Origin of the sequence: Pseudoalteromonas luteoviolacea (genome assembly GCF_021654285.1) — a bacterium.
Lineage (GTDB): Bacteria > Pseudomonadota > Gammaproteobacteria > Enterobacterales > Alteromonadaceae > Pseudoalteromonas > Pseudoalteromonas luteoviolacea_J.
In genome coordinates this window covers 295,032-321,794 of record NZ_JAKFZS010000001.1, presented here as the reverse complement: position 1 = coordinate 321,794, position 26,763 = coordinate 295,032, and the positions used below count along the sequence as shown (strand labels likewise).

The 26,763-nt window shown below is 39.1% G+C and carries 24 protein-coding genes; 10 read left to right on the top strand and 14 right to left on the bottom strand.

Features of this window, described 5'->3' with window-relative positions; translation table 11 throughout:
- Positions 1-3: 3 nt before the first annotated feature.
- The 3 genes from L1077_RS01235 (at position 4) to rpoS (ending at position 2,604) form a co-directional block, all read left to right on the top strand.
- Positions 4-642: a protein-L-isoaspartate(D-aspartate) O-methyltransferase gene (locus L1077_RS01235; protein ID WP_237135268.1), complete on the top strand. Its 639-nt coding sequence runs from the start codon at positions 4-6 to the stop codon at positions 640-642.
- 98 nt (positions 643-740) lie between these two features.
- Positions 741-1,568, top strand: a complete 828-nt coding sequence (locus L1077_RS01230; RefSeq protein WP_237135254.1) for a peptidoglycan DD-metalloendopeptidase family protein — start codon at positions 741-743, stop codon at positions 1,566-1,568.
- Between the two features lie 52 nt (positions 1,569-1,620).
- Positions 1,621-2,604 carry an RNA polymerase sigma factor RpoS gene (gene rpoS / locus L1077_RS01225; RefSeq protein ID WP_211036168.1) on the top strand — a complete coding sequence of 328 codons (984 nt, stop codon included), beginning with the start codon at positions 1,621-1,623 and terminating at the stop codon, positions 2,602-2,604.
- A gap of 164 nt (positions 2,605-2,768) precedes the next feature.
- On the opposite strand, the gene L1077_RS01220 is transcribed toward rpoS, so the two are convergent.
- From L1077_RS01220 to pepA, 3 genes are all read right to left on the bottom strand, one after another.
- Positions 2,769-5,615 (bottom strand): valine--tRNA ligase, encoded by a 2,847-nt coding sequence (locus L1077_RS01220; RefSeq protein WP_237135253.1) that lies wholly within the window; start codon positions 5,613-5,615, stop codon positions 2,769-2,771.
- A 23-nt stretch (positions 5,616-5,638) separates the two neighbouring features.
- On the bottom strand, positions 5,639-6,085 hold the full coding sequence (locus L1077_RS01215; RefSeq protein WP_063360802.1) for a DNA polymerase III subunit chi: 447 nt from the start codon (positions 6,083-6,085) through the stop codon (positions 5,639-5,641).
- A 181-nt stretch (positions 6,086-6,266) separates the two neighbouring features.
- Positions 6,267-7,778, bottom strand: a complete 1,512-nt coding sequence (gene pepA, locus L1077_RS01210) for a leucyl aminopeptidase (protein ID WP_063360774.1) — start codon at positions 7,776-7,778, stop codon at positions 6,267-6,269.
- Positions 7,779-7,973: 195 nt separating this feature from the next.
- On the opposite strand from pepA, the gene lptF reads away from it, so the two are divergent.
- Entirely contained in the window at positions 7,974-9,086 is a 1,113-nt protein-coding gene (gene lptF / locus L1077_RS01205; protein WP_237135252.1) for an LPS export ABC transporter permease LptF, read from the top strand.
- Positions 9,083-10,150 carry an LPS export ABC transporter permease LptG gene (gene lptG / locus L1077_RS01200; protein ID WP_237135251.1) on the top strand — a complete coding sequence of 356 codons (1,068 nt, stop codon included), beginning with the start codon at positions 9,083-9,085 and terminating at the stop codon, positions 10,148-10,150. The genes lptF and lptG overlap by 4 nt, the downstream gene beginning before the upstream one ends.
- 30 nt (positions 10,151-10,180) lie before the next feature.
- Here lptG and L1077_RS01195 read toward each other — a convergent pair whose 3' ends face one another.
- The gene (locus L1077_RS01195) at positions 10,181-10,678 is read right to left on the bottom strand and encodes an RDD family protein (protein WP_237135250.1); all 498 of its coding nucleotides are present in this window, start codon (positions 10,676-10,678) and stop codon (positions 10,181-10,183) included.
- A 1,032-nt stretch (positions 10,679-11,710) separates the two neighbouring features.
- On the opposite strand from L1077_RS01195, the gene L1077_RS01190 reads away from it, so the two are divergent.
- Together L1077_RS01190 and L1077_RS01185 are read left to right on the top strand one after the other, a co-directional pair.
- Positions 11,711-13,135: a DNA cytosine methyltransferase gene (locus L1077_RS01190; protein WP_237135249.1), complete on the top strand. Its 1,425-nt coding sequence runs from the start codon at positions 11,711-11,713 to the stop codon at positions 13,133-13,135.
- Between the two features lie 74 nt (positions 13,136-13,209).
- Entirely contained in the window at positions 13,210-13,953 is a 744-nt protein-coding gene (locus L1077_RS01185; protein ID WP_237135248.1) for a SinI family restriction endonuclease, read from the top strand.
- Between the two features lie 129 nt (positions 13,954-14,082).
- Here the strand turns inward: L1077_RS01185 and L1077_RS01180 are convergent, their stop codons facing one another.
- On the bottom strand, positions 14,083-14,826 hold the full coding sequence (locus L1077_RS01180; RefSeq protein WP_237135247.1) for a replication/maintenance protein RepL: 744 nt from the start codon (positions 14,824-14,826) through the stop codon (positions 14,083-14,085).
- A 486-nt stretch (positions 14,827-15,312) separates the two neighbouring features.
- Here L1077_RS01180 and L1077_RS01175 point away from each other — a divergent pair, with 486 nt between their 5' ends.
- Together L1077_RS01175 and L1077_RS01170 are read left to right on the top strand one after the other, a co-directional pair.
- Positions 15,313-16,026 (top strand): hypothetical protein, encoded by a 714-nt coding sequence (locus L1077_RS01175; protein WP_237135246.1) that lies wholly within the window; start codon positions 15,313-15,315, stop codon positions 16,024-16,026.
- Positions 16,023-16,508, top strand: a complete 486-nt coding sequence (locus L1077_RS01170) for a hypothetical protein (protein WP_237135245.1) — start codon at positions 16,023-16,025, stop codon at positions 16,506-16,508. Before L1077_RS01175 ends, L1077_RS01170 begins: the two co-directional genes overlap by 4 nt.
- A gap of 109 nt (positions 16,509-16,617) precedes the next feature.
- Here L1077_RS01170 and L1077_RS01165 read toward each other — a convergent pair whose 3' ends face one another.
- The gene (locus L1077_RS01165; protein ID WP_237135244.1) at positions 16,618-17,982 is read right to left on the bottom strand and encodes a tyrosine-type recombinase/integrase; all 1,365 of its coding nucleotides are present in this window, start codon (positions 17,980-17,982) and stop codon (positions 16,618-16,620) included.
- Positions 17,983-18,262: 280 nt separating this feature from the next.
- Positions 18,263-18,505 carry a hypothetical protein gene (locus L1077_RS01160; RefSeq protein ID WP_063360770.1) on the bottom strand — a complete coding sequence of 81 codons (243 nt, stop codon included), beginning with the start codon at positions 18,503-18,505 and terminating at the stop codon, positions 18,263-18,265.
- Positions 18,506-18,680: 175 nt separating this feature from the next.
- Here L1077_RS01160 and L1077_RS27535 point away from each other — a divergent pair, with 175 nt between their 5' ends.
- A complete protein-coding gene (locus tag L1077_RS27535; RefSeq protein ID WP_237135243.1) occupies positions 18,681-20,489 on the top strand; it encodes a sensor histidine kinase in 1,809 nt (602 codons plus the stop codon).
- Here L1077_RS27535 and L1077_RS01150 read toward each other — a convergent pair.
- From L1077_RS01150 to L1077_RS01120, 7 genes are all read right to left on the bottom strand, one after another.
- Complete coding sequence (locus L1077_RS01150) at positions 20,486-22,315, bottom strand: DUF885 domain-containing protein (protein ID WP_237135242.1); 1,830 nt, start codon at positions 22,313-22,315, stop codon at positions 20,486-20,488. The two genes, L1077_RS27535 and L1077_RS01150, sit on opposite strands and share 4 nt — an antisense overlap.
- Before the next feature lie 161 nt (positions 22,316-22,476).
- A complete protein-coding gene (gene hemW, locus L1077_RS01145) occupies positions 22,477-23,613 on the bottom strand; it encodes a radical SAM family heme chaperone HemW (RefSeq protein WP_237135241.1) in 1,137 nt (378 codons plus the stop codon).
- Positions 23,610-24,203 (bottom strand): XTP/dITP diphosphatase, encoded by a 594-nt coding sequence (locus L1077_RS01140; protein ID WP_237135240.1) that lies wholly within the window; start codon positions 24,201-24,203, stop codon positions 23,610-23,612. The genes hemW and L1077_RS01140 overlap by 4 nt, the downstream gene beginning before the upstream one ends.
- Positions 24,204-24,208: 5 nt before the next feature.
- The gene (locus L1077_RS01135) at positions 24,209-24,649 is read right to left on the bottom strand and encodes a DUF4426 domain-containing protein (protein ID WP_237135239.1); all 441 of its coding nucleotides are present in this window, start codon (positions 24,647-24,649) and stop codon (positions 24,209-24,211) included.
- 20 nt (positions 24,650-24,669) lie between these two features.
- The gene (locus L1077_RS01130; protein ID WP_237135238.1) at positions 24,670-25,203 is read right to left on the bottom strand and encodes a YggT family protein; all 534 of its coding nucleotides are present in this window, start codon (positions 25,201-25,203) and stop codon (positions 24,670-24,672) included.
- Positions 25,204-25,214: 11 nt separating this feature from the next.
- Positions 25,215-26,036 (bottom strand): pyrroline-5-carboxylate reductase, encoded by an 822-nt coding sequence (gene proC / locus L1077_RS01125; RefSeq protein WP_237135237.1) that lies wholly within the window; start codon positions 26,034-26,036, stop codon positions 25,215-25,217.
- A gap of 16 nt (positions 26,037-26,052) precedes the next feature.
- On the bottom strand, positions 26,053-26,763 hold the full coding sequence (locus L1077_RS01120) for a YggS family pyridoxal phosphate-dependent enzyme (RefSeq protein ID WP_237135236.1): 711 nt from the start codon (positions 26,761-26,763) through the stop codon (positions 26,053-26,055).

The window sequence follows — 26,763 nt, the reverse complement described above, 5'->3', positions numbered from 1 at the left end:
ATTTTGCTTAATAACTATCAACGCAGTGCTGATAAATTAGTTAACAGCTTGAGAGAGCAAGGGGTTCGAGATGAAGCCGTTTTGCAGGCAATGCTCAACACCCCAAGACACCTATTTATTGATGATGTACTAAAGCACAAGTCATACGAGAATACTGCATTACCTATTGGTCAGGGGCAGACAATATCTCAGCCATACATAGTAGCTAAAATGACAGAGGTGTTGCGTCAGGTTGGTGTTCATGACAATGTTTTAGAAGTAGGAACGGGCTCTGGATATCAAACCGCTATATTAGCGCAGCTGTTTGATAAGGTGTTTAGTATAGAGAGAATAAAAGCCCTTCAATGGCAAGCTAAAAGGCGACTTCATCAACTCGATTTATATAATGTTTCTATGAAGCATGGCGATGGCTGGCAGGGGTGGCATTCGAAGGCGCCTTTTTATGGCATTATAGTGACGGCGGCCGCGTCTGTTGTTCCTGAGTCACTGTTAGCACAATTAGCAGATGGCGGTGCTATGATCATTCCCCTCGGAGTGGATGAGCAGACATTAACGCTCTTTGTTAATCAAGGAGGAAAAATATCGAGGCAGGACATTGCTGCTGTAAAGTTTGTCCCGCTTGTCGCTGGACCAATCTCATAAATAATAGAGGAAATATATTTGCAACCCTGATAAATTGTCTTTTATTAGTGGTTTAAGTATGCATATGTAATTAAATAATGGGATTTAATGGAGTGTGGGTGAAAAGTGCGAACTTTTTTATAGTAGGTATACTGTGCAGTTCATTAGTAGCCTGTTCATCTGTCCATAAGCCTGCTCCTGTAGTAAGTCTTACCAAAGGTAAGACCAAGGTGTCAAAAAAAATTCATATAAAAAATAACCGCTATAAGGTTAAAAAAGGTGACACATTATTTTCCATTGCATTTAGTGCAAATAAAGATGTACGAACGGTTGCCAAAATCAACAAAATTAAGCCTCCCTACACTATTTTCCCTGGTCAAACTATTTTATTAACCTATCCTAAAAATTCTAACAAAAAGACTAAAACAGCATCAGTAAAAACCAAAAAGTACACAACTAATAAACCTTTAAATAACAAAGTCTCAAAAAAAGAGCTTGATCCACCCAAGCAACGAGAGTATGTTCAAAGTCAAGCCAATAAAAAAACCAATAACACCAGTACTTTGTTGAATAAAAAGGTACGGTGGAGTTGGCCCGCAGTAGGTAAAGTGACAAGACGCTTTTCTATTAAAGAAAATGGCTACAAGGGAATACAGATCACAAACAAAACAGGGACATCGATAAAAGCTGCGGCAAGTGGCATTGTTGTTTATGCAGGGAGTGCATTACGAGGCTATGGTAATTTGATCATTCTGAAGCACACAGATGATTATCTTAGTGCCTATGCCCACAATTCCAAATTGCTAGTAAGAGAGCAGCAGCAGGTTAAAGTGGGGCAGAAGATTGCCGAAATGGGGAGTTCGGATGCAAGCTCGGTGGCTTTACGTTTTGAAGTAAGGTATCGAGGCAAATCTGTAGACCCTGTAAGGTATCTGCCTAAAAAATAGCGTATCGACGTATTGATGGAACACTATCACTTATTCGCTTGGGAGGATGCTTATGGCTCAAACAGCAAAACAGAAAAGTAAAGTGAACCCGGAATTAGACGATAAGTTTGACGGGGTGGATGAAGACGGTCCTAACGAAGAACTTTTGGAAGATATCGACAGTGATGAAGAGGTCTTCGCAAAAGATGAGACAGTCAAGAACTTAGATGCAACTCAGTTATATTTGGGAGAGATTGGTTTTTCTCCACTATTGAGTGCAGAAGAAGAAGTATATTTTGCGAGAAAAGCCCTCAAAGGGTGTGAGGCCTCTCGTAAAAGAATGATTGAAAGTAACTTGCGGCTAGTCGTTAAAATAGCTCGCCGTTACAACAATCGTGGTTTAGCACTGCTTGACCTAATTGAAGAAGGTAATTTAGGCTTAATCAGAGCGGTAGAGAAATTTGATCCTGAAAGAGGTTTTAGGTTTTCTACATACGCGACATGGTGGATCCGCCAAACCATAGAGCGTGCCATCATGAACCAAACCCGCACCATTCGCTTACCTATACATGTTGTTAAAGAACTTAATGTATACCTCAGAACCGCTAGGGAGTTGACTCAAAAGCTAGATCATGAACCGACAGCTGAAGAGATCGCAGAATGCTTAGATAGACCAGTTGAAGATGTCAGTAAAATGCTGCGCCTGAACGAGAAGATCACGTCAGTTGATACCCCAATAGGTGGTGACAACGATAAGGCATTACTGGATATCATTGCAGATGAAAGAGGCTATGAGCCAGAAAGTGAAGTGCAAAATAAAGATATCAATCGACATATTGTTGATTGGCTTGGTGAGCTCAATCCGAAGCAGCGAGAAGTCTTAGCACGACGATTTGGTTTACTAGGGTATGAACCTTCAACCTTAGAAGATGTTGGTCGAGAGATTGGATTGACACGGGAGCGGGTAAGGCAAATTCAGGTTGAGGCGTTGCGTCGGCTCAAAGATATATTACAGCATGAAGGGCTCAGTACGGATAGCTTATTTGAGCAGCTTTAGGCTGGATTATTAATATAATGATTTTTCAGATGAGTCATTGCATATTTTTTGAATCTCATTGCTGAGGTTGTTGCTTCAAACTTTGTATCATGTTTTGACTGAGTGATTAATAAAAAAACCACGCTGATAAGCGTGGTTTTTGCTTTTATGAAGTCGCTTATTAATTATAGCGACTCAATCTTAGACTTTTGCTCGAGCAACTTAGCTTTTGCATCACTGAATTCAGCAAGCTTCGCTTTTTCTTTTGCAAGCACAGCCTCTGGAGCGTTGTTAACAAACTTCTCGTTTGCTAGCTTTTTCTCTACCTGGGCAAGGCCTTTTTCTGCTTTTTCAAGTTGCTTAGCAATACGAGCAAGCTCTGCTTCGACATCAATTAGACCTGCCATCGGGATCATGATTTCTAAATCGCCGATAAATGCAGTTGCTGATGCAGGCGCATCGTCTTTATTCGCAAGTACTGTAAATGCTTCTAGCTTAGCCAATGAGCTTAAAAACGCTTGGTTCTCGTCTAGGCGGCGTTGGTCTTGCTCGCTGACATTTGCCAGTAGTACGTTAAGTGGCTTATTCGGGCTAATATCCATTTCACCACGAATGTTACGAATCGCAAGAATAAATTGCTTAACCCACTCTAGGTCAGCCATCGCTTGCTCATCTACAATGTTCGCGTCAAATTCAGGGAAAGCCTGCAACATAATGGTATTTGCTTCGATACCTGCCAGTGGTGCAACACGCTGCCAAATTGTTTCAGTAATATAAGGCATCAATGGGTGCATTAGACGTAATAGGCCTTCTAGTACTGTGATCAAAGTATGACGAGTACCACGTTGTTGTTCTTCATTGCCTTTGAACAATACCGGCTTGGTTAGTTCTAGATACCAGTCACAGAATTGGTTCCAAGTGAACTCATACAGTGTATTTGACGCAAGGTCGAAGCGGTAGTTATCCAAATGCTCTGTAAATGTTTGAACAGTATTTTGGAACTGACCCAAGATCCAGCGATCTGCAAGTGAGTATTGCTTAGGTGCATCGTTAAATCCGCAATCTTGCTCTTCAGTATTCATCAGAACATAGCGACTTGCGTTCCATAGTTTGTTACAGAAGTTACGGTAGCCTTCTAGTCGGTTCATATCCCAGTTGATATCACGACCAGTTGAAGCCATTGCGGCAAGGGTAAACCTCAGTGCATCTGTACCATGCGCTTCGATGCCGTCAGCAAAAGTTTTACGCGTATTTTTCTCAATCTTTTTCGCTAATTGAGGTTGCATCATATTGCCGGTACGTTTCGTTACTAGGCTTTCAAGATCAATACCGTCAATCATATCAAGCGGATCTAGTACGTTACCCTTAGACTTTGACATCTTATCGCCATTTTCATCGCGGATAAGGCCCGTAACGTATACCGTTTTGAATGGAACCTGTGGTGTGCCATCATCATTCTTCACAAAGTGCATCGTCATCATGATCATACGGGCAACCCAGAAGAAAATGATGTCAAAACCCGTGACAAGTACATCTGATGGGTGGAATACTTTTAGATCTTCGGTGTTTTCAGGCCACCCCTGAGTAGAGAAAGTCCAAAGTGCAGAAGAGAACCAAGTATCAAGCACGTCATCATCTTGTGATAGTGCAACGTCATCAGCTAGGTTATTTTCTTTACGTACTTCGGCTTCATCACGCCCTACGTATACATTACCATCAGCATCGTACCAAGCTGGAATTCTATGACCCCACCAAAGTTGGCGTGAAATACACCAATCTTGAATATCGCGCATCCAAGAGAAGTACATGTTTTCGTATTGCTTTGGTACAAATTGAATGTCACCGTCTTCAACGGCTTTGATTGCAGGCTCAGCAAGAGGCGCTACACGTACATACCACTGGTCAGTCAATAATGGCTCAATGACAACACCTGAACGGTCGCCATATGGCACGGTTAAGCTGTGGTCGTCAATTTTCTCTAATAGACCTGCCTGTTCAAACTCTTCGATGATCAATTTTCTTGCATCGAAGCGATCTAAACCATGGAAGCGCTCAGGAATTGGTGCATCTAAAGTAAGCTCTTTACCATCAAAGGTGTAGCTTTCACCTTGCGTTAGTACCGCGGCATCTTTGTTGAATACGTTGATCATTGGAAGCTGGTGGCGTTTACCAACTTCATTATCGTTAAAGTCGTGTGCTGGCGTGATTTTTACACAACCTGTGCCTTTTTCCATATCTGCATGCTCATCGGCAACAATAGGGATACGACGATTAACAATAGGAAGTAAAATTTCTTTACCGATAAGATCTTGATAGCGCTCATCATCTGGGTTTACTGCTACGCCTGTATCACCCAGCATGGTTTCAGGGCGCGTTGTCGCAACGATGATATAGTCTTTTCCGTCTTTGGTCTTAACGCCATCAGCGAGTGGGTAGCGCAGGTTCCACATGTGGCCTTGCTTGTCTTTGTTTTCAACTTCGAGATCTGAAATTGCAGTGTGTAACTTTGGATCCCAGTTTACTAGGCGTTTACCACGGTAAATTAAGTCTTCTTTATATAGGCGAACAAATACTTCTTTAACAGCCTCAGATAGACCTTCATCCATTGTAAAGCGTTCACGGTCCCAATCTACAGATGCGCCAAGACGTCTAAGCTGCTTTGTAATCGTACCGCCTGATTCATTTTTCCATTTCCAGATACGGTCAATGAACTCTTCACGACCAAGATCGTGTCTTGTTTTGCCTTCTTCAGCTGCAAGTTTACGCTCAACAACCATTTGAGTTGCGATACCAGCGTGGTCTGTACCCACCTGCCATAAAGTATTTTTACCTTTCATACGCTGATAGCGGGTCAGGGTGTCCATTATGGTGTCTTGGAATGCGTGGCCCATGTGCAGGCTACCTGTGACATTCGGCGGCGGGATCATGATTGAGTATGCGTCGCCTTGTCCAGAAGGCTTAAAGTAGCCTTTTTCTTCCCAGTCTTGGTATAAAGACTGTTCAATATCTTGTGGATTATAGGTTTTATCCATTACACAGAACCTTAAAAAATACTTTAGTTATCAATTTCTTTCGTTGAAATATTGGCGCCTATAGCGCGCAGTTGTTTGAACCTTTCCCGGGCGGCCTGTTTGGCCATTGGCTCGACTGGGACAAAGTCATATACTTGCTCAAATCGTCGGACAAAATCCGGGATATGTGTGGCAAGGTTTATCAGAATTGTACGTCGCCCAACTGGGGGCATTTGGCCAATTTCCACAGGAGCGCCACCTTTTGGGCCTTCTCCTTGTAGATTATGCGGTACAAAACTGTCAGCATCGAACTGCCACAAATGTTCATCAATTGCATGGGCTTTTTCTACTGTATCCACGTATATAAAAACACGTTGCCCAGCACGGTACAGTTTAGCAGCACTTCGCGCTGCAAGATCAAAATGAGCCGGAACTTGATGACTAGGCTCTTGGTCATGCTTTAACACTAAAAATTGTGCGTTGATTGACATGGCATGTGACTTATCTTCGGTACTGAATATAGCGTACAAAGTAAAAATACTTTGTGCCTGTCCAGCGTTCAAAATAAAGCCGCATTCTGACACAGAATACGGCTCTCATCAATCTACAGAAGACCTTAGGGCGAGTTATTTAACCTTACCCAAAGATCTCGTGAGTATTTACTCAAAAAGTTTAATCTTGTAAACCATCCGTGATGTTTGCACGATTTAGCAAGTATTGCATTAGCATTGGCACTGGACGGCCTGTTGCACCTTTATTTGCGCCACTTTTCCAAGCTGTGCCCGCAACATCTATATGTGCCCAATTATATTTCTTGGTAAATTTAGATAAGAAGCAAGCAGCAGTAATAGTGCCTGCTGGACGTCCACCTAAGTTAGTGAAATCTGCAAACGGGCTTTTTAGCTGTTCTTGATAATCATCCCACAGTGGCAGTTGCCAAGCTCTGTCGCCACTTTGTTCAGACGCTTTAAGCAAGTCGTGTGCAAGCGGGTTGTGGTTTGATAGTAAACCTGAAGCATGGTGACCAAGCGCGATAATACAGGCACCTGTTAAGGTCGCAACATCCACAACCGTTTCAGGTTCAAACGCTTCAACATAGGTTAAAGCATCACACAATACTAATCGACCTTCAGCATCGGTGTTAAGTACTTCAACAGTTTGGCCTGACATAGTCGTTAATATGTCGCCTGGACGGTATGCTCGGCTACTTGGCATGTTTTCGCAGCCAGCTAAAACGCCAATGACATTCAGTGGCAGCTGCATTTCTACAACCGCACGCATTAATCCAAGTACACCAGCGGCACCGCCCATATCGTATTTCATCTCATCCATGCCTTCGCCTGGTTTAAGTGAAATACCGCCTGAGTCGAACGTTAGGCCTTTACCGACAAATACGACAGGTGCTTGTTTTTCTGATGCCCCGTTGTAATGGATCACAGACATGACAGACTCATTCTCACTGCCACGTCCAACTGCGAGGTACGAATGCATACCTAGCTCTTCCATTTCCTTTTCACCGACGAGGTTAACGGTGACATTATCGAACTCTTTAGCTAATAGCTCCGCTTGCTCACCAAGGTAACGTGGGTTACAAATATTCGGTGGCATATTGGCAACGTCTTTACATAGCTTTGCACCTGCAGCAATGGCTAAACCATGTTCAATGGCGTTTTCGCCTATGGTTAACTCTCTGCGAGTTGGTACATTAAAGACAATTTTACGTAGCGGGCGTCGTGCTTCACTTTTTTTGCTTTTCAGCTGATTGAATGTATATAAACAGTCTTGAGTGGTCTCAACCGCTTGTCTTACTTTCCAGTAAGTATCACGACCTTTAACATGTTGCTCAGTTAAGAAGCAAACCGCTTCCATTGAACCTGTTTCATTTAAGGTATTAATGGTTTTTGAGATAATTTGTTTGTACTGTTTATCATCAAGCTCACGCTCTTTACCACAACCAACTAATAAAACGCGTTCACTTAATACATTGGGTACATGGTGTAATAACAATACTTGCCCTGGCTTACCCTCTAGGTCACCACGGCGTAATAAATTGGAAATATAGCCTTCGCTGATTTTATCCAGCTGCTCACCAACTGGCGATAAACGTCGTGGTTCATACACCCCAACAACAATACAAGCACTGCGTTGCTTTTCTGGACTACCACTTTTAACGCTGAATTCCATTGCGACTCCTAAGTCTAAGTTATGCCATTTCAAACTTTAAATGCCAAACCACATCAAGTTAACTAAGTTACTTTAGTGCAGCTGCACTAGTAGGATATTTGATTTTGATGGCATATAATAAAGTGACTAAAATAACCAGTTTACTCAAAATTTCCTACTATTCCAGTGAAATGAGACGTTTTATAGGGGCGAACATTGCTAATTTTTCGATATTTGACTGCTGAAGTTTTAAAATCGCAGGTCGCCGTTTTCCTTACTCTAATGACGATTTTTCTCTCTCAAAAATTTGTCAAAATCTTAGCCGAAGCTTCAGGTGGAGGAATTCCAGGAAAACTCGTATTGTCGTTTTTAGCGCTTAATTTACCAAAATTAGCTGTATATATTCTGCCATTGAGTGTGTTTTTAGGCATTATACTGGCGTATAGCCGGATATATGCAGACAGTGAAATGACGGTGTTAAAGGCGTGCGGTGTGAGCGAGTGGTATGTTGTTCGCGTTACGCTTATTTCGAGTTTTTTTGTTGCATTAATTGCCGCGACAGTCAGTTTATATGTTGCGCCATGGGCGGGTGAAAAACAAAACCAATTACGTGAACAAGCAAATGCAGAGTCCGGTCTAACACAATTGAGGGCGGGGCGTTTTCAGCAAACAGGCAATGAAAAAGCGGTTGTGTTTATTCACAATACCAGCGAGCAGGGCTCTGTCTTAAATAAAGTTTTTGTGGCTCAATTGCCAGAAAAAGAGTCCAACAATGCCGCCCGAATTGTCTATGCCCAACAAGGTGAGGTGGCTGAAGGGGAATCTGGAGAGCAGCAACTGATATTGAAAGACGGCAAACGCTATGAAACGGATGGATTTAGTCAAGCGTTAAACAAGACTGAATTTGGCAGTTATCAGGTTCAGATCCAAGAGCAAGAAATTGAACGTCGAAGACGTGAACTAGAGGACCTCCCTTCTAGCCGTTTGCTGGAGCTTAATACACCAGAAGCAGTTGCACAATTTCAGTTGCGGATCGCAACACCTATTTCTATTTTGCTTTTAACCTTATTAGCGGTGCCGCTCAGTGTTGTAAATCCGCGCCAAGGTAAGTTTGCTAAGCTGGTACCTGCAATTGGCATTTATTTGGGGTACTTCATTTTACTCAATGCTGGTAAATATTTGGTGGCTGAGGGCAAGATCCCGCCTTCAGTGGGATTGTGGTGGATCCATTTATCAATTTTATTCATCGGGACTTATCTCATCGTCAAAGGCAGACCTTTTGGGGTATGGCTTAGATCTATGTTGAGAAAGAGGGAGGCAGTCGCATGATGAAAATGCTTGATTGGTATTTAGGTCGAAGTATTTTGCAAACTACGAGCTTCGCATTATTAGTATTTGTCGGCATAAATACACTTATTAAGTTCATCGAGCAGCTTCGCTCTGTCGGTCGAGGTACTTATGAAGTGTCTGATGCACTATTATTCACTCTATATAGTGTGCCAAGTGACATTGTGGTGTTTTTCCCCATGGCTGCGCTGATAGGCGGTTTGACGGGGTTGGGGGCGTTGGCCTCAAGTAGTGAGTTAGTGGTGATGCAAGCTGCGGGTATGTCACGCCTACAAATTATTGGGTCGGTGATGAAAACCGCCATCATATTAGCAATATGTATGATGGCTCTAGGAGAGTGGGGGGCGCCGGAAGCAGAGCGTACCGCCAAACAATTAAGAAATCAGGCAATTTATGGTGGTGAAGTCTACAATGCGCAGAAGGGGCTATGGGCAAAAGATGGAAATAACTTTATCAATATAGCCAATGTTGAGAAGTCAGGTGAACTGACCAATATCAATATTTATCACTTTTCGGATGACTTAAACTTAGAAAGAATAACCAGAGCACAGTCTGCACTCACCTCTGAACAAGGGTGGATGCTTAAAGCAGTAGAAGAAGTGCAAATTAGTGACGAACAAGTTAGCACCTACTATGCGCAAACAAAGCTTTATGGTTCTCAGCTCACGATTGATAGGCTAGGAGTTGCTTCATTTGAACCCGAGTCTTTGTCATTTACAGGCTTACTATCGTACTTAAAATACCTTGAGCAAAACGAGCAAGATACCAGCAATTACGAATTGGCGTTATGGCGAAAAGTAATGCAGCCAGTCACGATTGCGGTGATGTTGTTAGTTGCTTTGTCATTTATTTTTGGACCATTACGTTCAGTGAGTATGGGGGCAAGAATTATAATGGGCGTGGTGACTGGATTGATCTTCCATTTGAGTAATGAAGTCTTTGGCCCAATTGTCATGGTGTATCAAATTTCGCCGTTTGTTGGCGCAGTCATGCCGAGTATTATTTTTACACTCGTGGCGATGTACTTTTTGCAGAGAAGACAATAGGAAGGCGCCAGTGGCGCCTTTTTGAACGTGTTAATCTAAACTATCATAAACTCTTTTGTTTTCTTCTTTACTGAGTACCAGTACTTCAGTCCCGCTTAGTAAATCTTGTAATGCGCGCTTGTGCTTTATGTCGAAGAGCACAAGTACGTTTCCCAAGCCGAATAAAGCTGCCAAGCTTCTTAATATCGCTTGAGGCCAAGTTAGCAATTTACCATCGGGGTTTTGCACTTTCAGTCGCCAAGCTCTCATACCAATTGTTTGGCCGCTTTTTGTCCAGAAATAAGAAAAGAAAGAGACTGACACAATAACAAGTAATGCTGAACGGCTGTAATATAAAGTGGGTGTTGATTGGATAAGGGCTGACACATCTTCATGTCCTTCTAATGAATACCAGCCTAGAGATAACATGCCTTGAACTAGGCCCAAAAAAACCACGGTAGTGAGCATTGCAAAAGCGATAACAACGAGCGCATCATATATTAATGATGCCACTCTTCTATTAAACCCAGCACGAGGAAAAGTTGACATTTAAAAACCTATCTAAAATTTAATCGCAATATTTTACACTTAATATAGACACTTATAGGTAAAACCTCGATATTTTATGATTTTGGTCAAATACAAAGCACTTGAACATATTTATTAAAAAAATTGCTTGCGGGGCTGTCACATATTTGTATAATGCAGGGCATAGAGACGAGGGCAAATAAAAAAGCCTAAGCTCAAAGTGGTTTTTCTTTATCTTCTCAAAGTTAGAAGATTAAAGAAAAATGATGCCAGTGTGATGGAATTGGTAGACATGACGGATTCAAAATACACCTTGGGTCAATCGTTTTTATCATTAAAAACAGTGGTTTAACAGTTGTTTTAGCTATGAAAAGTTGTTTTAGAGTGTTTTAGAGTTGCTTACAAGTTAAGTTCTCTAAATCATTGATAAACTTAGTAGATAAGTATAAAATCTACAAGCTTGTCGAGCTGCCAAACTTGACATTCTAGCTGTTCAAAGTGCCAGCGTGGTGGAATTGGTAGACACAGGGGATAAACTATTGTGTCTTTAAAAAATTGTGTCCCCCTTGGAAGCAATTTCAAGTGAGAAAAACTGGATGAATTGCTGGAAAGCTATTTGTATTTATACAATGCCAATCAGCAGCCAAGCCCACAGCGTGGGAAGGTTCAGAGACTACCTGAGCTTATGCAAATAGGCTTAATAACAGGAATTAGCAAAGAGTTAATATCTTTGTGAAACAGCGTCCAGCACCAATATTAATTGGTTGATGATATAGTCCGTGCGATAACGTAAGTTATTGATTTATAAGTCAAAATCCCCCGCAGAAATGTGTGACGGTTCGAGTCCGTCCGCTGGTACCATTTTTTTTAAAAAACGTCAATCAATCTATTTTCAGGTTTAAGCTTAAATTAAGCTCCCTCATTTATTTCCTTTTACATTTTTCATTTAAACAACTTTTTCAATTATTTTAATATCTATCGGACTTGATCCCTTGACGATCATTTATAGATATATATCATAGGGACTGTAAATTCTTTCGTTAAGGAAAGCGTATGGAGTCCCTATATTCTGTAAAAGAAGCAGCTAGTCTTCTTTCTACATCTGAACAATCAATTCGAGCACTTTGCAGACAAAAGATTATTGAATCTGAATTAGTCGGAAAATCTTGGGTAATTGAAAAAAAATCTCTGGATAATTATATGAAAAATAAAGCTATAGAAGATCACCCTTTAGAAAATAAAACTTTCAACCATAAGCCCAAGTTATTAAGTTTTTTTTCTGGCGCTATGGGATTAGATCTTGGTCTCGAAAAATCTGGATTTGATTGCTTATTAGCATGTGAGGTTGATAAACATTGTCGCTCCACTATAAACACTAATAAACCAGAAATGGCTTTGTTAGGCGATATAAGGGATTATTCTGCACAAGATATAATGAATTTTATTGGTAAAAATGTTGGTGATGAAATAGATGTTATCTGTGGGGGCCCACCTTGCCAAGCTTTTAGTACCGCAGGTAAAAGAAAAGCATTTGAAGATGAACGTGGAAACGTATTTTTAAAATATATAGATATTGCAATGGAAATAAAGCCTAAGTATCTAGTAATTGAAAATGTTAGGGGCTTGCTTTCTGCACCTTTAAAGCACCGACCGCATAGTGAAAGAACTATTGAAGATGCTCCTTTAAGTTATGAAGAAGAAAAAGGCGGGGCTTTACTACATATTATTAAGAAGCTAGAAGCTAATGGCTATGGTGTTAGTTTTGAGCTATATAATGCTGCTAACTTTGGAGTACCACAAAGTCGTGAACGTGTGATTATGATTTGCTCCAAAGATGGTACAAAAGCGCCTTATATTGAACCAACGCATAGTGAAAAGGGTGATTTTAATTTACCTGTCTGGAAGACATTTAAAGAATTGTACCAAGAGAAGGATCTTGCTAGTTTAGAGCATGATCATGTTGAATTCCCAGAGAAGAGATTAAAATACTATAGACAGTTAAAGGCTGGGGAAAATTGGAAAAGTTTACCTATAGATTTACAGAAAGAAGCCATGGGTAAGTCGTTTTATTCTGGTGGTGGAAAAAGTGGCTTCTTAAGAAGACTTTCATGGGACAAACCTACACCAACTGTAGTAACTCATCCAGCAATGCCAGCTACTGATCTTGCTCATCCTGTCGAAAATAGACCTTTGTCTGTGCAGGAATATAAAGCTATTCAGCAATTTCCTGACAATTGGAGCATAGAAGGAAAGTTATTAGAGAAATATAGGCAAATAGGGAATGCCGTACCTGTTGGGTTAGGATATGCCCTTGGAAAGCACTTAATTAAATTGATGAATGGTAAAGAAGTAAAAAATTATCAAGGTTTTAAATATTCTCGATATAAAAATACTTGTGATGTTGAGTGGAAAGCATCTTTACCTAAATGCATAGAAGAAATTAATCATGATCAACTTGAGTTACTTAAAGTATCATAATTTAACTAACTATATGTAGAACATAAACTTTTACTTTGATATCGTATCTACTCATTATTTTATAGGAGTATATAATGAGCGGATCATCGATCAATTTTTATAGTGCAGTACAAGCAAAAGGTATAGATAACGCTTTAAGTTACGCGCAACAATTCGCTAATTCACAAGGACATAGCTGGACAGAAGGTAGTTCAGTGATATTCAGAGCAAGTAGCATTGAACAACTGGCTCCATCCTTTAGAGGTAAGATTTTAACAAATGAGCAAGCCATTGAAAAATGGGTTAATGCTCATTTTGGTGATTTTAATAATAGACCCTCCCAAAGAGTTTCAAATCCCCCTGGTACAAAACATGATTCTGCACTAGATATGGTGATCAAAGCCAAGCTAAATCATTTGACCGATGATGATTTAGACAGTATTAAATGGGCACATAGGTTAGGAATGTCTGCTGAAAATATCTTTGGTACTATTTTAGAAGAATATTTATCAGTACGTTTAGCTCCTCACAATTGGTATTGTGCATGGGGTTCTGTTCTTAAAGCAGTAGATTTTGTTAGCTCTGACGGTCAATTCTTACAGGTAAAATCCAGAAATAATACAGAGAATAGCTCTAGTAATAAAATAAGATTAGGTACGGATATAAAAAAATGGTGGAGGTTTCATGCAACTAATGGTTCTACCAATTGGCCTGAATTAAATCAAAAACTTGGCATTAATACCCTTAGCGAAGATGACTTTAAAAGCTTTGTATTGCAATTGGTAACAAATAACCCATCTGCAATGGCTGTTGAACAAGATAACTCTTGGAACCCTTAAGCCAAAAGTTATTTTTAAAACCTTAGATTCCCAATTATATTTTACTCAAAATAAGTATTGCAAATAATTAATTTAAAGATTAACAATACTTATTTTGATTATACTCAGTTTACGTTTTCCCCCTAAAAATCAACTGTTTTTCAGTCCCTCCCTATCTTGGTTTATATAGGTGTTGTTGTTTCTATCTAATTTATTAAATTGGAAAAGCTCAATAATTGTGCTTATTAAAGTTTTTTTATTTTTACTAATTTTATGTGTTTGTGTATTTTTCCCCTTTGGTAGTTTTTCTGATTTACTTGTATCAGGTACTTGTCTTTTTTTGACCGAGTTATATTTATCTTTGTTAATAATTAGTTTATCAAAATTAAATTCAATATTTTTAACTGGACTTGATTCATCGTTAGGATCACTGTGAATCACGTTGCAGCTTATCTGTGATCTTATTTTTTTTATTTCTGACCAATGGCCTTTAGCGTAATAAAATACATTTAGCATATATACGCCAGTGTCGATATGAATTAATAATTGACTCTTTTTTAGCTCATTTAGGGCGTTGTTTAATGTACTAAGTTGTATACCTAGCGTTAAACATAAATCCTTTTTAATTGATGCGTTTAGAATGATTAAATTGTCATTAAAAACTACAAGTGGAAAAAGTCTTTTAAAGATCTTAACTGTACCTTTCTTTAAATTATCTAATTTTGTTTGATCTTGTAGATATTCTTTAACAAAAGAAGGTTCTGAATCTTTATAGCTCTTATATTCATCAACAGTTTGTGATTCTATGATGTTTCCAGACTTATCCTGAACTGACTTACTTGTGGTTCTTGCTAGTGATTGTTGCTTTTTTTCAGGGGTAAATATATTTTTCATTAGGTTCTCCTATATTAATGACCTAATTGAAACTTACACCGATAAATAAAATATTACAAGAGATGTGATATCAGAAAAACCCTTAAAAATCAATTAAGTAGATGTTATCCACTAAGTGATTTCAAATTATTAGATAACCAGAAAGTTAGCTAATAAAAAACAATCTGTGTGTGTCTAACGACACTTATCTTTCTGATAAATAGAAAAAATCATTTAAATATTTTTGCTGAGTAGTGACGCTACTCAAAATGAGTTATAACTGGCTTTGTAGTATTATTATATTAAAAATATTATGTAATTATCGTGTGAAAATATTTTTATTTTTTTTACTTTTAAGCTTCGCAGAACCAGTGACAACCTAAATACGAAGTATTGATGAAGGTTGTCCTATCTGGAATATGTAACTCCAGAAAAAATTCACACCACCTTGTTTGACTTTATTTTTTTGCGTGTTATCTATTAAGTATAACTACACAGGAAATGGATTTGAAAAACTGGACAGTAATAGCAAAACCAATAAAAGATCAGAATAAGGGGTTAGCCCGATACTTAAATTATTTAACTAATCCACACCATCAGAACCATAAGGGAAAAACTCAAATAAAGCCCTTGTTTGGCAATATTGATGATTTATACAAACGAGTTACTTTAGCAGCGGCTGAACGTGATTTTCAACGAGCTAAGAAAAGAAAAGGTGGTAGAGCAATATCATCATTTGCTCAGTCATTTGTATTTACATTACCAGAAAATATTCCAGCTCATCCTGAAAAGTCAGATTGGGTTTATTTCTCAAAAGAAATATTAAATACGATTATCTCTTTTACTGGTGTTTCAGCAGATGAAATTAAAAAAAATGTATTTATTAATATACATGACCAGAAAAATCCTCATTTGAACATTGTCGTTTCAAAAATTTTGAATAATACAGTTAAAACAGAACTTCAAAAAAAAAGTATCATTTCGGCACTTAAAAAAACATTTAATTATGCTGTATTAAAGCAACTTAAGATCTCACCTAGTGATTATAAACCAGTAACAAAACGAGCGAAGCGATACAACTCAGATTACTATAGCAAGAACAAATTGCTTATTAGAGAAATGACCAAAAACGAACACTATACGGAAAAAGATATATGTGTTCCTGCTACTCCTGTAATAAAACCCACTAAACAAAAGGCTATGAAAGGGTTAAGACCATGAGTAGCTGGAAATTTGCTCAGTCATTAGCTGATGAATTATCAACGGAACTTGGATATGAAGATACACAATTATGGTTGGTTAAAGAAATTTCATTCTTATTGGGGAAGTACCCTGAGTTGGACGAGTTTATAGGAAAAAATAGAGGAGAACTTTCTTTATCAGATATTTTTGTAGCATTTTTTGAAATGTTAAGAAAAAGAAAAAAAATTAATAAAAACAAATATTTTTCAAGGTTAAAGAGTATTAAGTGGGAAAATTTACATCAAGTAAGACTAAGTAACTACCTCATTGCAGGATTAGCTTTTTCCATTGCATTAAAATATTGTTTTAACCATAAATATAATAATGATGAATATATTAGATGGAAGTTTGATTGTACCGATTCAAAAAAATTAATTGATAAAAATTTAAAATTAAATAAATTTTTTAGTTCAAGTGACAAAAAAACTTCAGGTTCTAGTTGGAAACAATTCAAGCCATAGATTAGTATTTTGAGTATACTCATTTCGAGTATTTTTACATTAGCCTTTGAATTAAGTTGACATTTTTAATGTGTGGTTATTTTAATAGAGGTTAAGTCGCCCCTTCTTGTTATATAGGTGCTTGACTTACTGGTATATTATTATCTTTTAAATACTGTTCTGATTCCTCTGGTGTCATTTTAGATAGTTTTTTATTAGTTTCTTCCATTAGCTCGATGTTGGCGAACATCAAGTCATAATCAGGTCTGGGTAATACTTGATATTTAGTTTCTACATTATAACCTTCTTCTAGTAGCTCAGTTGGCTTCATGATTGACAAAAGATGGTTATAGTGTTTTTCAATCATTTCACAACTGGTTCCCGCATGTTTTGCAACTATATTAATATTTGCTCCACGCTTTAGCTGATTAGTTATAAATGTATGACGGCAACTATACATTTTTAGATTTTTTTCTATCAGATTATCAATAATATCTTTTCTAAGATCAGAAAATAGAGTTGCAAAATCAACTTCTTTACCTTTTTTTCTTCTGAATAAATAACGGTCTTTATTATCCTTTAATACTCTTATTAAATGAGCGTCTACAATACCGCCCATTAAAGCTGTATCACTTAATATATCTTTAATACAATTCATAGCCTGTGGGGTTAATATAATTTTTCTTTTAACACCGTCTTTTTCTGCTATTTTTCCGCCTTTTATCTGACAAATCCAATACTTATTCCCTTGAATTTCTTCAACTGTCAGATCTCCGCACTGGATATTTGTTAATTCTTTACCAGTTCGTATACCGCTTTGTGTGCTAAATATAAAAGCATTTAATAGTAATTTGTTGTTTTCTGTTTGAATGCCTTTTTTTCTACTTCTGTTTTGTAGTTTATTAATAATGGTATTGTAATCAGTGTTAGTGAAGTACGTACCCGTTTCACCAACTTTTGTTTTAATTTTCGGGGTTGCAGGAACAACATTAATTAATCTTTCACTTAGGCAGTGATTAAACAATTTTTTAATTGCTAAATTCATATATCTCAGTTGTGTTTTACTGATCTTATTTTCATATTTTTGATAAAAAGCGAGCAAATGAGCATAATCAAGATCTTTAATATTGATCTCTCCAAACCCCTCTTTTAGCTCATTAAAAATGTTAATATATCGCCCAAGCTCTTTGTATTTATTATCTCGTGTATTGAGAGCTTTTCGTTCTTTTTCGTAAGATTTTAATAATGAATTTATAATTGTTTTAAGTTTTTGAGAAGGTTGAGATAAAATTGAGCAATCCAAACCTTTTTCTTTAGCTCTTTTTAAAAATCTTGCTTCATGCTCTGCTTCTGTTTTATCTTTAATTTCAAGCGATTTTTGAATAGGTTTCTTTGTTTCCTTATCCCACAAGTAGATATACCAATTTGCTGATTTTTCCATTTTGTAAATTGCTAAACCTTTCTCAAGGCGTATGTAATCTTTTTTCTTATCCATAACCTACATTTTCTTAAATAGTTTTAGAGTTTGTTTTAGAGTAGCTTTTTGGTGGGTTGTAAGTCAATGATATTGTTATACTGTTTTAGTATCTAGATGTGATTCAAAATCCGTTGCCTTCGGGCGTGGCGGTTCAAGTCCGCCCACTGGTACCACTTTTTATAGCCTCAGAGTTTTCTGAGGCTTTTTTATTTGTATTTCAAAAATTTTCACTTCAATTTTTTCCTTTCATACCCAGTATAAAAAAGGCTTCCTGCAGTTTTGAAGTTTATACTTAATATTACTCTTGTAGCTTGATTGGTGCTTTATAAACGCTCAATAAATAACTTTTTTCTTTTGGGGAAAGTTTAAGGCCTTCTAGGATTTCCATATCGATTTTGACAGGTTCATCGTGTTTAATCATGTAAATAATAGAATCAGCAAGTCGTACTTTATTTCGAGTAGACATTTGCACATAGGTTGTATAAATGACAGCAGGTACTATGAGTATTAATAATACGAATAGGGCTATGAAAATTTCCATTTTATTTCTCGCAGGCAGAAGTCAAAAACAATGATGTCAATTGTTGACATAAAATAGTTCATAAAAAGACATTATGACTTTGAAATACTCACTTTCTCGGAAAAGTGTAATAAATACCATAATAATTTTCTTCGACTAAACTTTAGTTGGGGCAAAATTCAGTGTGGGGCAGTTTGTGCAGTTAAGGCAGTCACTTTTACTTTTCAAAACAGCAGCAGTAGGATCTGCCATTGTGATCATTATTGCAAGTTGGTTTCTCTACGTTCAATTACAACAAACAAGGCAGTTAAATGATCACTTGTTTCAATTACAAACACAAATTCAGCGCTTGCTAGACCAAGAAGAACGATTTTTGATCGAGCGCCAAAGAGATAGCCTTGCTTCTATTGAGGATGATAGATTCTCTTATCGAGAAAGCTATAGTGTGCTGCTCAGTATGTTAGTTGCCCAGCAACGAGATCTTGATCTGTTGTTTAAGCTAGATGAAGAAGTAAAGCGGTTTACACTTAAATATGAACAACTGGCTTCAATGCAGGCACTGTTGGGCTATGATAAAGAAGAGGGTGTTTATGGCAATTTTAGGCGTCAAGCACATGCGCTGCAGGATATTGCCAAGCAAACATCACATCCGCAATTGGAAATACTCTTGCTGGAGTTACGGCGTCGAGAGAAGGATTTTTTGTTGCGACTAGACCCTAATTATTTATTGATACATCAAGATCTATTAGCTCGAACAGAGCTGCTTATCACGACCCAGTTTCCCGACAAGTCGCAGGACTTAATGTCTATACTAAATCAGTATCAGCAAGGCTTTAAGACTTATATTAGTGTGTTACAAAAGCAAGGGCTAGATCACAGCCAAGGCGTAAGAGCTGAATTGCATCAGTTAAAGCTCTCAATCAGAAGCCACTTTGAGGTTGTATCAAAACAACTGTTTAATGAAGATCTGACTGAGAAGCAAAACTTAATCCTCACGTGTCTTGTGATCATTGTGCTTATCAGCTGTTTTAGCCTGCTATTGTTGTACATTCTTAATACTCGCATTTCTGAACATATTATTTCTATCAGCCGTGTCCTCAAAAACGTTGCCCAGCATGAAGATTTTTCGATCCGCGTTAATATTGATGGAGAAGACGAAATTGCTCAAATAGCCCATCATTTGGATAGTCTACTGGCGTTTATAGAAACGTTGCTAGAACGTCTCAGTGCAGCTCAACAAAGATTGATTGAAGAGGCGAAAATGGCAAGTTTAGGTAATATGGTCAGCGGTTTTGCCCATGAGCTTAATACGCCGTTGGGTGTGGCAATTACTAGCCAATCTCACCTGAAAGAGCAAGTTGAGGTACTTAAAAAGGACTTGGAGTCAGGGCAGCTGCAAAAGCAGACATTAACGAACTTGATAGCAGAAGCCGAGTCTGCACTTTCTCTATTAGAAAATAATTTGCTGCGGACAGCCTCGCTGATCGATGACTTTAAAAAAGTATCGGTACAACAAGAATATGATGAGATACAAGAGTTTAATCTTAAAGCCCTGGTGAGTGGCGTACTTGATTGCTATCAGCATGAGTTAAGCACACCTGATTATCATATGGAGATAGAAATTCCAGAGCAGTTAATGCTCAAAAGTTACCCGAATGTCTTTGTTCAGGTTTTTACCTATAGTCTCAGTAACTGTATTCAGCATGCAAAAAAGGAAGGGCAATTACTTAACATTGTAATTTCAGCTTTGGTCGTGAACGATTATATACACCTCTATATTAAAGATGATGGTAAAGGCATAGATAAAGAGTTATTACCAGTTATTTTTGAACCATTTATAACCACACAAAGAAATCAAGGTGGTATTGGATTAGGTTTAAGCATTATTTATAACTTAGTGACACAAAAGCTTGGCGGGGAAGTGAAAATACAAAGCCCCGCACATGGCGGGGCTTGTTTGCATATTATTTTAGCTAATACGTCGTTTCGATTAGCGGGTGATTAGCCTTTTTTGCTCGCAACCCACTGATCAACGAATTGTTCAAGTACGTTAAGTGGAACTGGTCCATTTTTAAGTACAACATCATGAAATTCGCGGATATCGAACTTATCACCCAGTTCTTTTTTCGCGGCTTCACGCAGTTCAACAATTTTGATCATACCAATTTTGTATGCTGTAGCTTGGCTAGGCATAACAATATGTCTTTCAACCATTTTAACGGCATCAGACTTGGCATTTGGCGTGTTGTTTACATAGTAATCAATACCTTCTTGGCGCGTCCACTTCATTGCGTGAATACCAGTATCAACAACTAAACGACATGCACGCCATAATTCCATCGCTAGACGGCCAAAATCTGAATATGGGTCCTCATATAAGCCCATTTCTTTTGGTACTAGTTCAGAGTACAGTCCCCATCCTTCTGTATAAGCTGTATAGCGACCAAACTTACGGAACTTAGGCATGTTTTCTAGTTCCTGAGAAATGGCAATCTGCATGTGGTGGCCGGGAACACCTTCATGGTAAGCCAGTGCCTCCATTTGGTATGTTGGCATCGCTTCCATATCATATAGGTTGGCATAGTAAACACCAGGGCGAGAGCCATCAGGAGTTGGTTGTTGGTAGAATGCTTTACCAGCAGCCTTTTCACGGAATGCCTCAACACGTTTTACGATCATATCTGCTTTTGGCTTCACGATGAAGAGCTCATCAAGGCGAGACTTCATATTGTCTATCATAGCAGTCGCATCGGCTAGGTATTTTGCTTTACCTTCTTCTGTATTTGGCAGATAGAACTGCTTGTCAGTTCTCATGAATGTCATGAATTCTTTGAGGTCACCTTTAAAGCCAACCTTTTCTTTGATTTCACGCATTTCGTCATGAATACGAGCGACTTCTTCTAAGCCAATTTTATGGATCTCGGCAGCCGAAAGCTGAGTCGTAGTTGTGCGCTCAAGCGCCACATTAAAGAACTTTTCACCTTCAGGGAACTTCCATACGCCATCTCTGTCATCAGCACGCTTTTCAAGCTTGTGTAAATAGCTGATCAGTTTGCTATAAGCTGGCTTGACGGCAGAGGTTAAAGCATTGTTTGCTTGCGTAATTAACGCGTCTTTATCGCTCTGAGAAATTTCTAATTTTGCGACCTTTCTTTTGAAGTCAGCTAATAATGTAGAGTCATCACCTGCTGCGAATGGCGCGCCTTTAATGATGTTTTTGCTGGACTCGATAACATGAGGAAATACAAACTTAGGTGCGATAATGCCAGCGTCAGCGCGTTTGCCTAAATCTTCAATAAGTTGATCAAATACATTCGGTACACCATTTAAACGCGCAATATAAGCTTTCGCATCTTTCACATCAGAGATCTGGTGTTGGTTAATCAAAAATGCAGGGATCATCGAGTGCGTGCCAAACATTTGATTTACAGGGTAAGAGTATCGACGCCATTTAAAGTCTTCAATCTCTTCTTCTAAACCTTGCTTGAAGAGGTCATAACTTACTTGAGTTTGCAGGTCTAACTTACTTCTGTCGATGGCATTAATAGCAGCAAGGTCTTGTTTCGTTAGCGCTAGATCTTCTAGTTGACGTGCTTCAGAGCCGTCATCCCATTTATCATAGTCTTTTTTAATACCTAGGTAGGTTTGGTAGATAGGACTACGCATTACACTGCGATTAAATGACTCTTCAAATAACGCATTTGCTTTTTCTACTTCACTTTGAACAACTTGTTGCACAGGAGTAACTGGTTTCGGTTGCTCAGCTGTTTGCTGACAGCCTGCCAGTAACGTTGCTGATATTGCAGCAGCGATGATGGTAAGTTTACGCATGTTTTACCCTTTTTTCTTTTTAAATCTTATAGACATCATTAGTCTAACTGAAGATAAATCTCAGTGTAGGCCATTATATGTTAAGCGGCGAGCGACAGCTAGAATATGCGTTAATGCAAACTTTATAGCTACGTAATATCCATACTACATGTCACCTAAATTTAGACAAACAATTCTAACAGGTCATTTAAATACCTGTGCCCTTTATTTGTTACAAACCATGAATCACATTGCATTTCTAATAATCCTAAGCGAATTGCATGGTTCAATTGTTGTTCTATTTCAGTTTCTTGCAGCCCGGTGTACGCCGTGAAATTAGACTTAGGTGTTGGCTCTAATAGGCGAAAAGTATTCATAAAAAACTCAAAGGGCCTATCCTCTGGTGCGACGTGCCAGCTGTCATACAAGTAAGGCTTAGTGAGATCCATATAGCCCCTTGGGTGCTTAACTTTGACTGTGCGTAAAATTTGATTTTGTTCTGGTAGCGTAATTTTACCGTGTGCGCCGCAGCCAATTCCCAGATAGTCACCAAAGCGCCAGTAATTCAAATTGTGTTTGCAGCGATAATTGGGTTTGGCATAGCCGGATATTTCGTATTGCTGATAGCCATGCTCTGCCAACAATGCTTGGCCAGCTTCTTGTATTGCCCAAAGGGTTTCATCTTCAGGCAATTTTGGAGGCTTAGACGCAAACTGGGTATTGGGCTCTATGGTTAATTGGTACCAAGAGATATGTGGCGGATTTAATTCAATGACCCGTCGCAAATCACTTAACGCATCGTCAGTAGACTGATTTGGTAGACCGTGCATCAAATCCATGTTGAAACTGTTTAGACCTGCGTCATGTGCCTCTGCTGCTGCATTTAAGGCTTCTTGCTCACCATGAATACGCCCTAGCGCTTTGAGTTTATCACTTTGCAAGCTTTGCACGCCGATTGAGATGCGGTTAATACCGGCTTTAACATAATGCTTGAAACGATCGCTTTCGACGGTACCTGGATTGGCTTCTAACGTAATTTCAATATCATCTTCAAAACCAATCAATGCTTCGATTTGTTCTAGCAAGTACACATACGCAGCACCAGAAAGTAGGCTAGGTGTACCACCGCCAACAAAGATACTGTGTAACTTTCTACCTTGCACAAGATGTAAATCTGCTTTGAGGTCGTCAAGAAGATGGCCAATATATTCTTGCTCAGGGATAGTGCCTTTTTGGCTGTGACTATTGAAATCGCAATATGGACATTTTTGCACGCACCAAGGCACGTGCACATATAAGCTTAATGGAGGGAGGTTCACAGGGTACTCTTAAAGTGGGTCATTAATTGTTGCAGTGCTTTCCCTCTATGGCTGATTGCGTTCTTTTCTTCCTTTGTTAGCTCTGCGGCCATTTTTTGCAAACTCTCGACCCAAAATACAGGATCGTAACCAAAACCACCGTCGCCATGTTGCAAGTTGGCGATAGTGCCTTCCCAGCTTGCTTGGCAGATCACGGGAGTTGGATCTTCAGCATGGCGCATATATACCAATACACACCAGAATCGAGCGGTGCGTATGTCACTATTTGCCATAGCTGCGAGTAATTTATTAATGTTTTGCTGATCGCTTGCACCTACACCTGCAAAACGAGCTGAATAAACACCTGGTGCGCCATTGAGTACGTCAACCTCTAAACCTGAGTCATCGGCGATGGCTGGAAGCCCGGTTTCTTTGGCTGCATGGCGGGCTTTTATGATGGCATTTTCCACAAAAGTAGTACCGGTTTCTTCCACATCTGACACCTCAAACTGACTTTGAGGTAATATTTCTATTTTTAGAGACTCAAGCATACCGCCGAGTTCTTTTACTTTGCCTTGGTTGCCTGTGGCCAGCACGATTTGTTTTGTCATATTGTTTAATCTACGTAGAACTTTTGTTGAAACTTTAAGGTTTGATGTTCATTGCCTTGTTGAATACTGAGCTCAAAGCGATAAACATCTTCATTGTAATAATCAAGTTGAGTGAGGTAATAAATAGCGTCACCCTCGACGATCTGCTTAAAGGTAAGCGGCTTTTTATTTCCTAGTAAGTTCTTAGCAAATCCAGATATTTGTACTTGTTGTGCAGTTTTTGCTTTATCTGTGGCTAGAACAGAGATATTGATTAACGCTTTATTTTCATTGCGCACAACACCATATGCTTTGGCAACACTGGGTTGGATAAAGGTAGATGGAAAGGCAATGTAATGCACTTCCCAATTACCTAATCTCTTGAACTGGCCCCCAGACTCTGTGCCTTGAGTATGGCCAGTAAAGGAAATCACTAAAAGTAAGACTGCTAAAAGATATACTCGCATAGTACCTCACTCACATATGCTTAATGCATAAAATCCATGACCAAACGTTGTAAGAACATCAGGCCAAATATCACCACCATGATAGATAAGTCTAGTCCACCTAAAGGAGGAATGATTTTTCTTACTGGGCGTAAAAGTGGCTCTGTTAGTTGTTCGAATACAGCTGCGGCAGGATTATATCCTTGAACTACCCAACTTAAAATTGCACGGATAATTAAAATCCAAAAAACCAAACTAAAGGCTTCTTTAAGTAAGGTCAATAGTCCGCCAATCGCTGCTGTTGCTGGGTCCCAGTAGCCACTGAACACCAACATTAATACAGACAGCTTGGCACCTGCGACGATAAATGCAAGGACCAAAGAAGCGACATCAATGCCAGCAAAGCCTGGGATAATTTTACGTAGAGGGTTCACTGCAAATGAGGTTGCTTTTACCACAGCTTGACTGACAGGGTTGTAAAAGTCGACGCGTGCCCACTGCATCCAAAAACGCAGTAGCACGACCATTAAAAACAGGTTAAAAACGGTTTCAATTAAAAAATGCATTGCACTCATGTAGAGGGTCCTTAAATTTGTGTTTCCATTTCTTCAGCACGGGCAATACAAGCATCCATCGCGCTTGCCACGGTTTGAGGAAGTTGATCGGCTTTCATTGACTCAATGGCTGCATGAGTGGTACCTCCTTTAGAAGTAACGTTTGCACGCAACTGCTCGAGGCTCACTTCTGGTTGTGTGACTGCCATTTGAGCGGCGCCAAGTGCAGTTTGCTGCACCAGTTGTCTCGCTTGTTGCTCATCAAATCCTAACTGGCGGGCTTTTTCCTCAATCGCCTGCATAAACAGGAAAAAATAGGCAGGAGAAGAGCCTGTCACGGCAATTATGTCATTGATCTGATTTTCTTCTTTGAGCCAAGTCGTGATACCGGTGGCGCTAAAAATCGTATCAACAAATGCTTTTTCCTGATCATCAATATCCTGGCTGAAGAGTCCGGACACACCGAGGCCGACCAGTGATGGAGTATTTGGCATACAGCGAACGAGTTTGGTGTCACATTGCAACATGTCTTCTAAGCGTGAAATAGTAATACCCGCTGCAACTGAAATGATTATTTTATCGCGTAAATCAAGGTTTGCTGACCTGAAAGAGTCACACAGAGCTTCCATCATCTGCGGTTTTACCGACAGCACCACAACGTCAGCACGCGCAATGGCGTCTAGGTTATCACTGGTTGTTTGAACCGCGAAGTCGCTTGCAACTTTATCCAGCTTTGCTTGGTTGCGATTAGTTGCAATAATATTTTGGGCACTGAATCCATTTTTGAGCATACCGCCTATGATGGCATAGCTCATGTTACCTGTGCCGATGAATGCAATTGTTTTGTTAGACATATTCTGTGTTTGGCCTTTATTGTCTTTTTCCAAAAATATCAGTACCAATTCTTACCATATTGGCACCAGCTGCGATGGCTGGTTCTAAGTCACCACTCATACCCATAGAAAGTGTATCTATATTAGGATATTGGGTCTTTAGTTTATCAAAGCAATCTTTCATTTGCTGAAAATATTGTAGTTGCAGGGTTTCGTCATCGGTTTGAGCGGTGATAGTCATTAAACCTCTTAAAGTTAACTGCTTCGAGCTCTCTATAAATTCAGCGAGCTCAGACAGCTCCCCCAGCATACAGCCTGATTTTTTCTCATCACCGCTGATGTTTACCTGTATTAATATATTTAACGGCTTTAAGTTGGTTGGACGCTGTTCACTTAAGCGCCTAGCAATCTTTACCCTGTCAACACTTTGCACCCAGCTGAAGTGCTCAGCAATGTGCCGAGATTTGTTTGATTGAATGGGCCCGATAAAGTGCCAGTCAATGTCTCGATAGTGTTTGAAATGTATTACTTTGTCGACGGCTTCTTGAACATAAGATTCACCAAATAAGCGCTGCCCAGCATCATAAGCTTGTTGGATCAGCTCAATGGGTTTCGTTTTAGATACAGCTAAGAGCTGAACAGGATCAGAAATCTGATTATTTTGCTCTGCTTTTGTGATGCGATCGTAGGCGTTATTTAGCCGTTCTGCTATTGTAACCATATTATTATTTGCTCGTAGTGGAGTCAT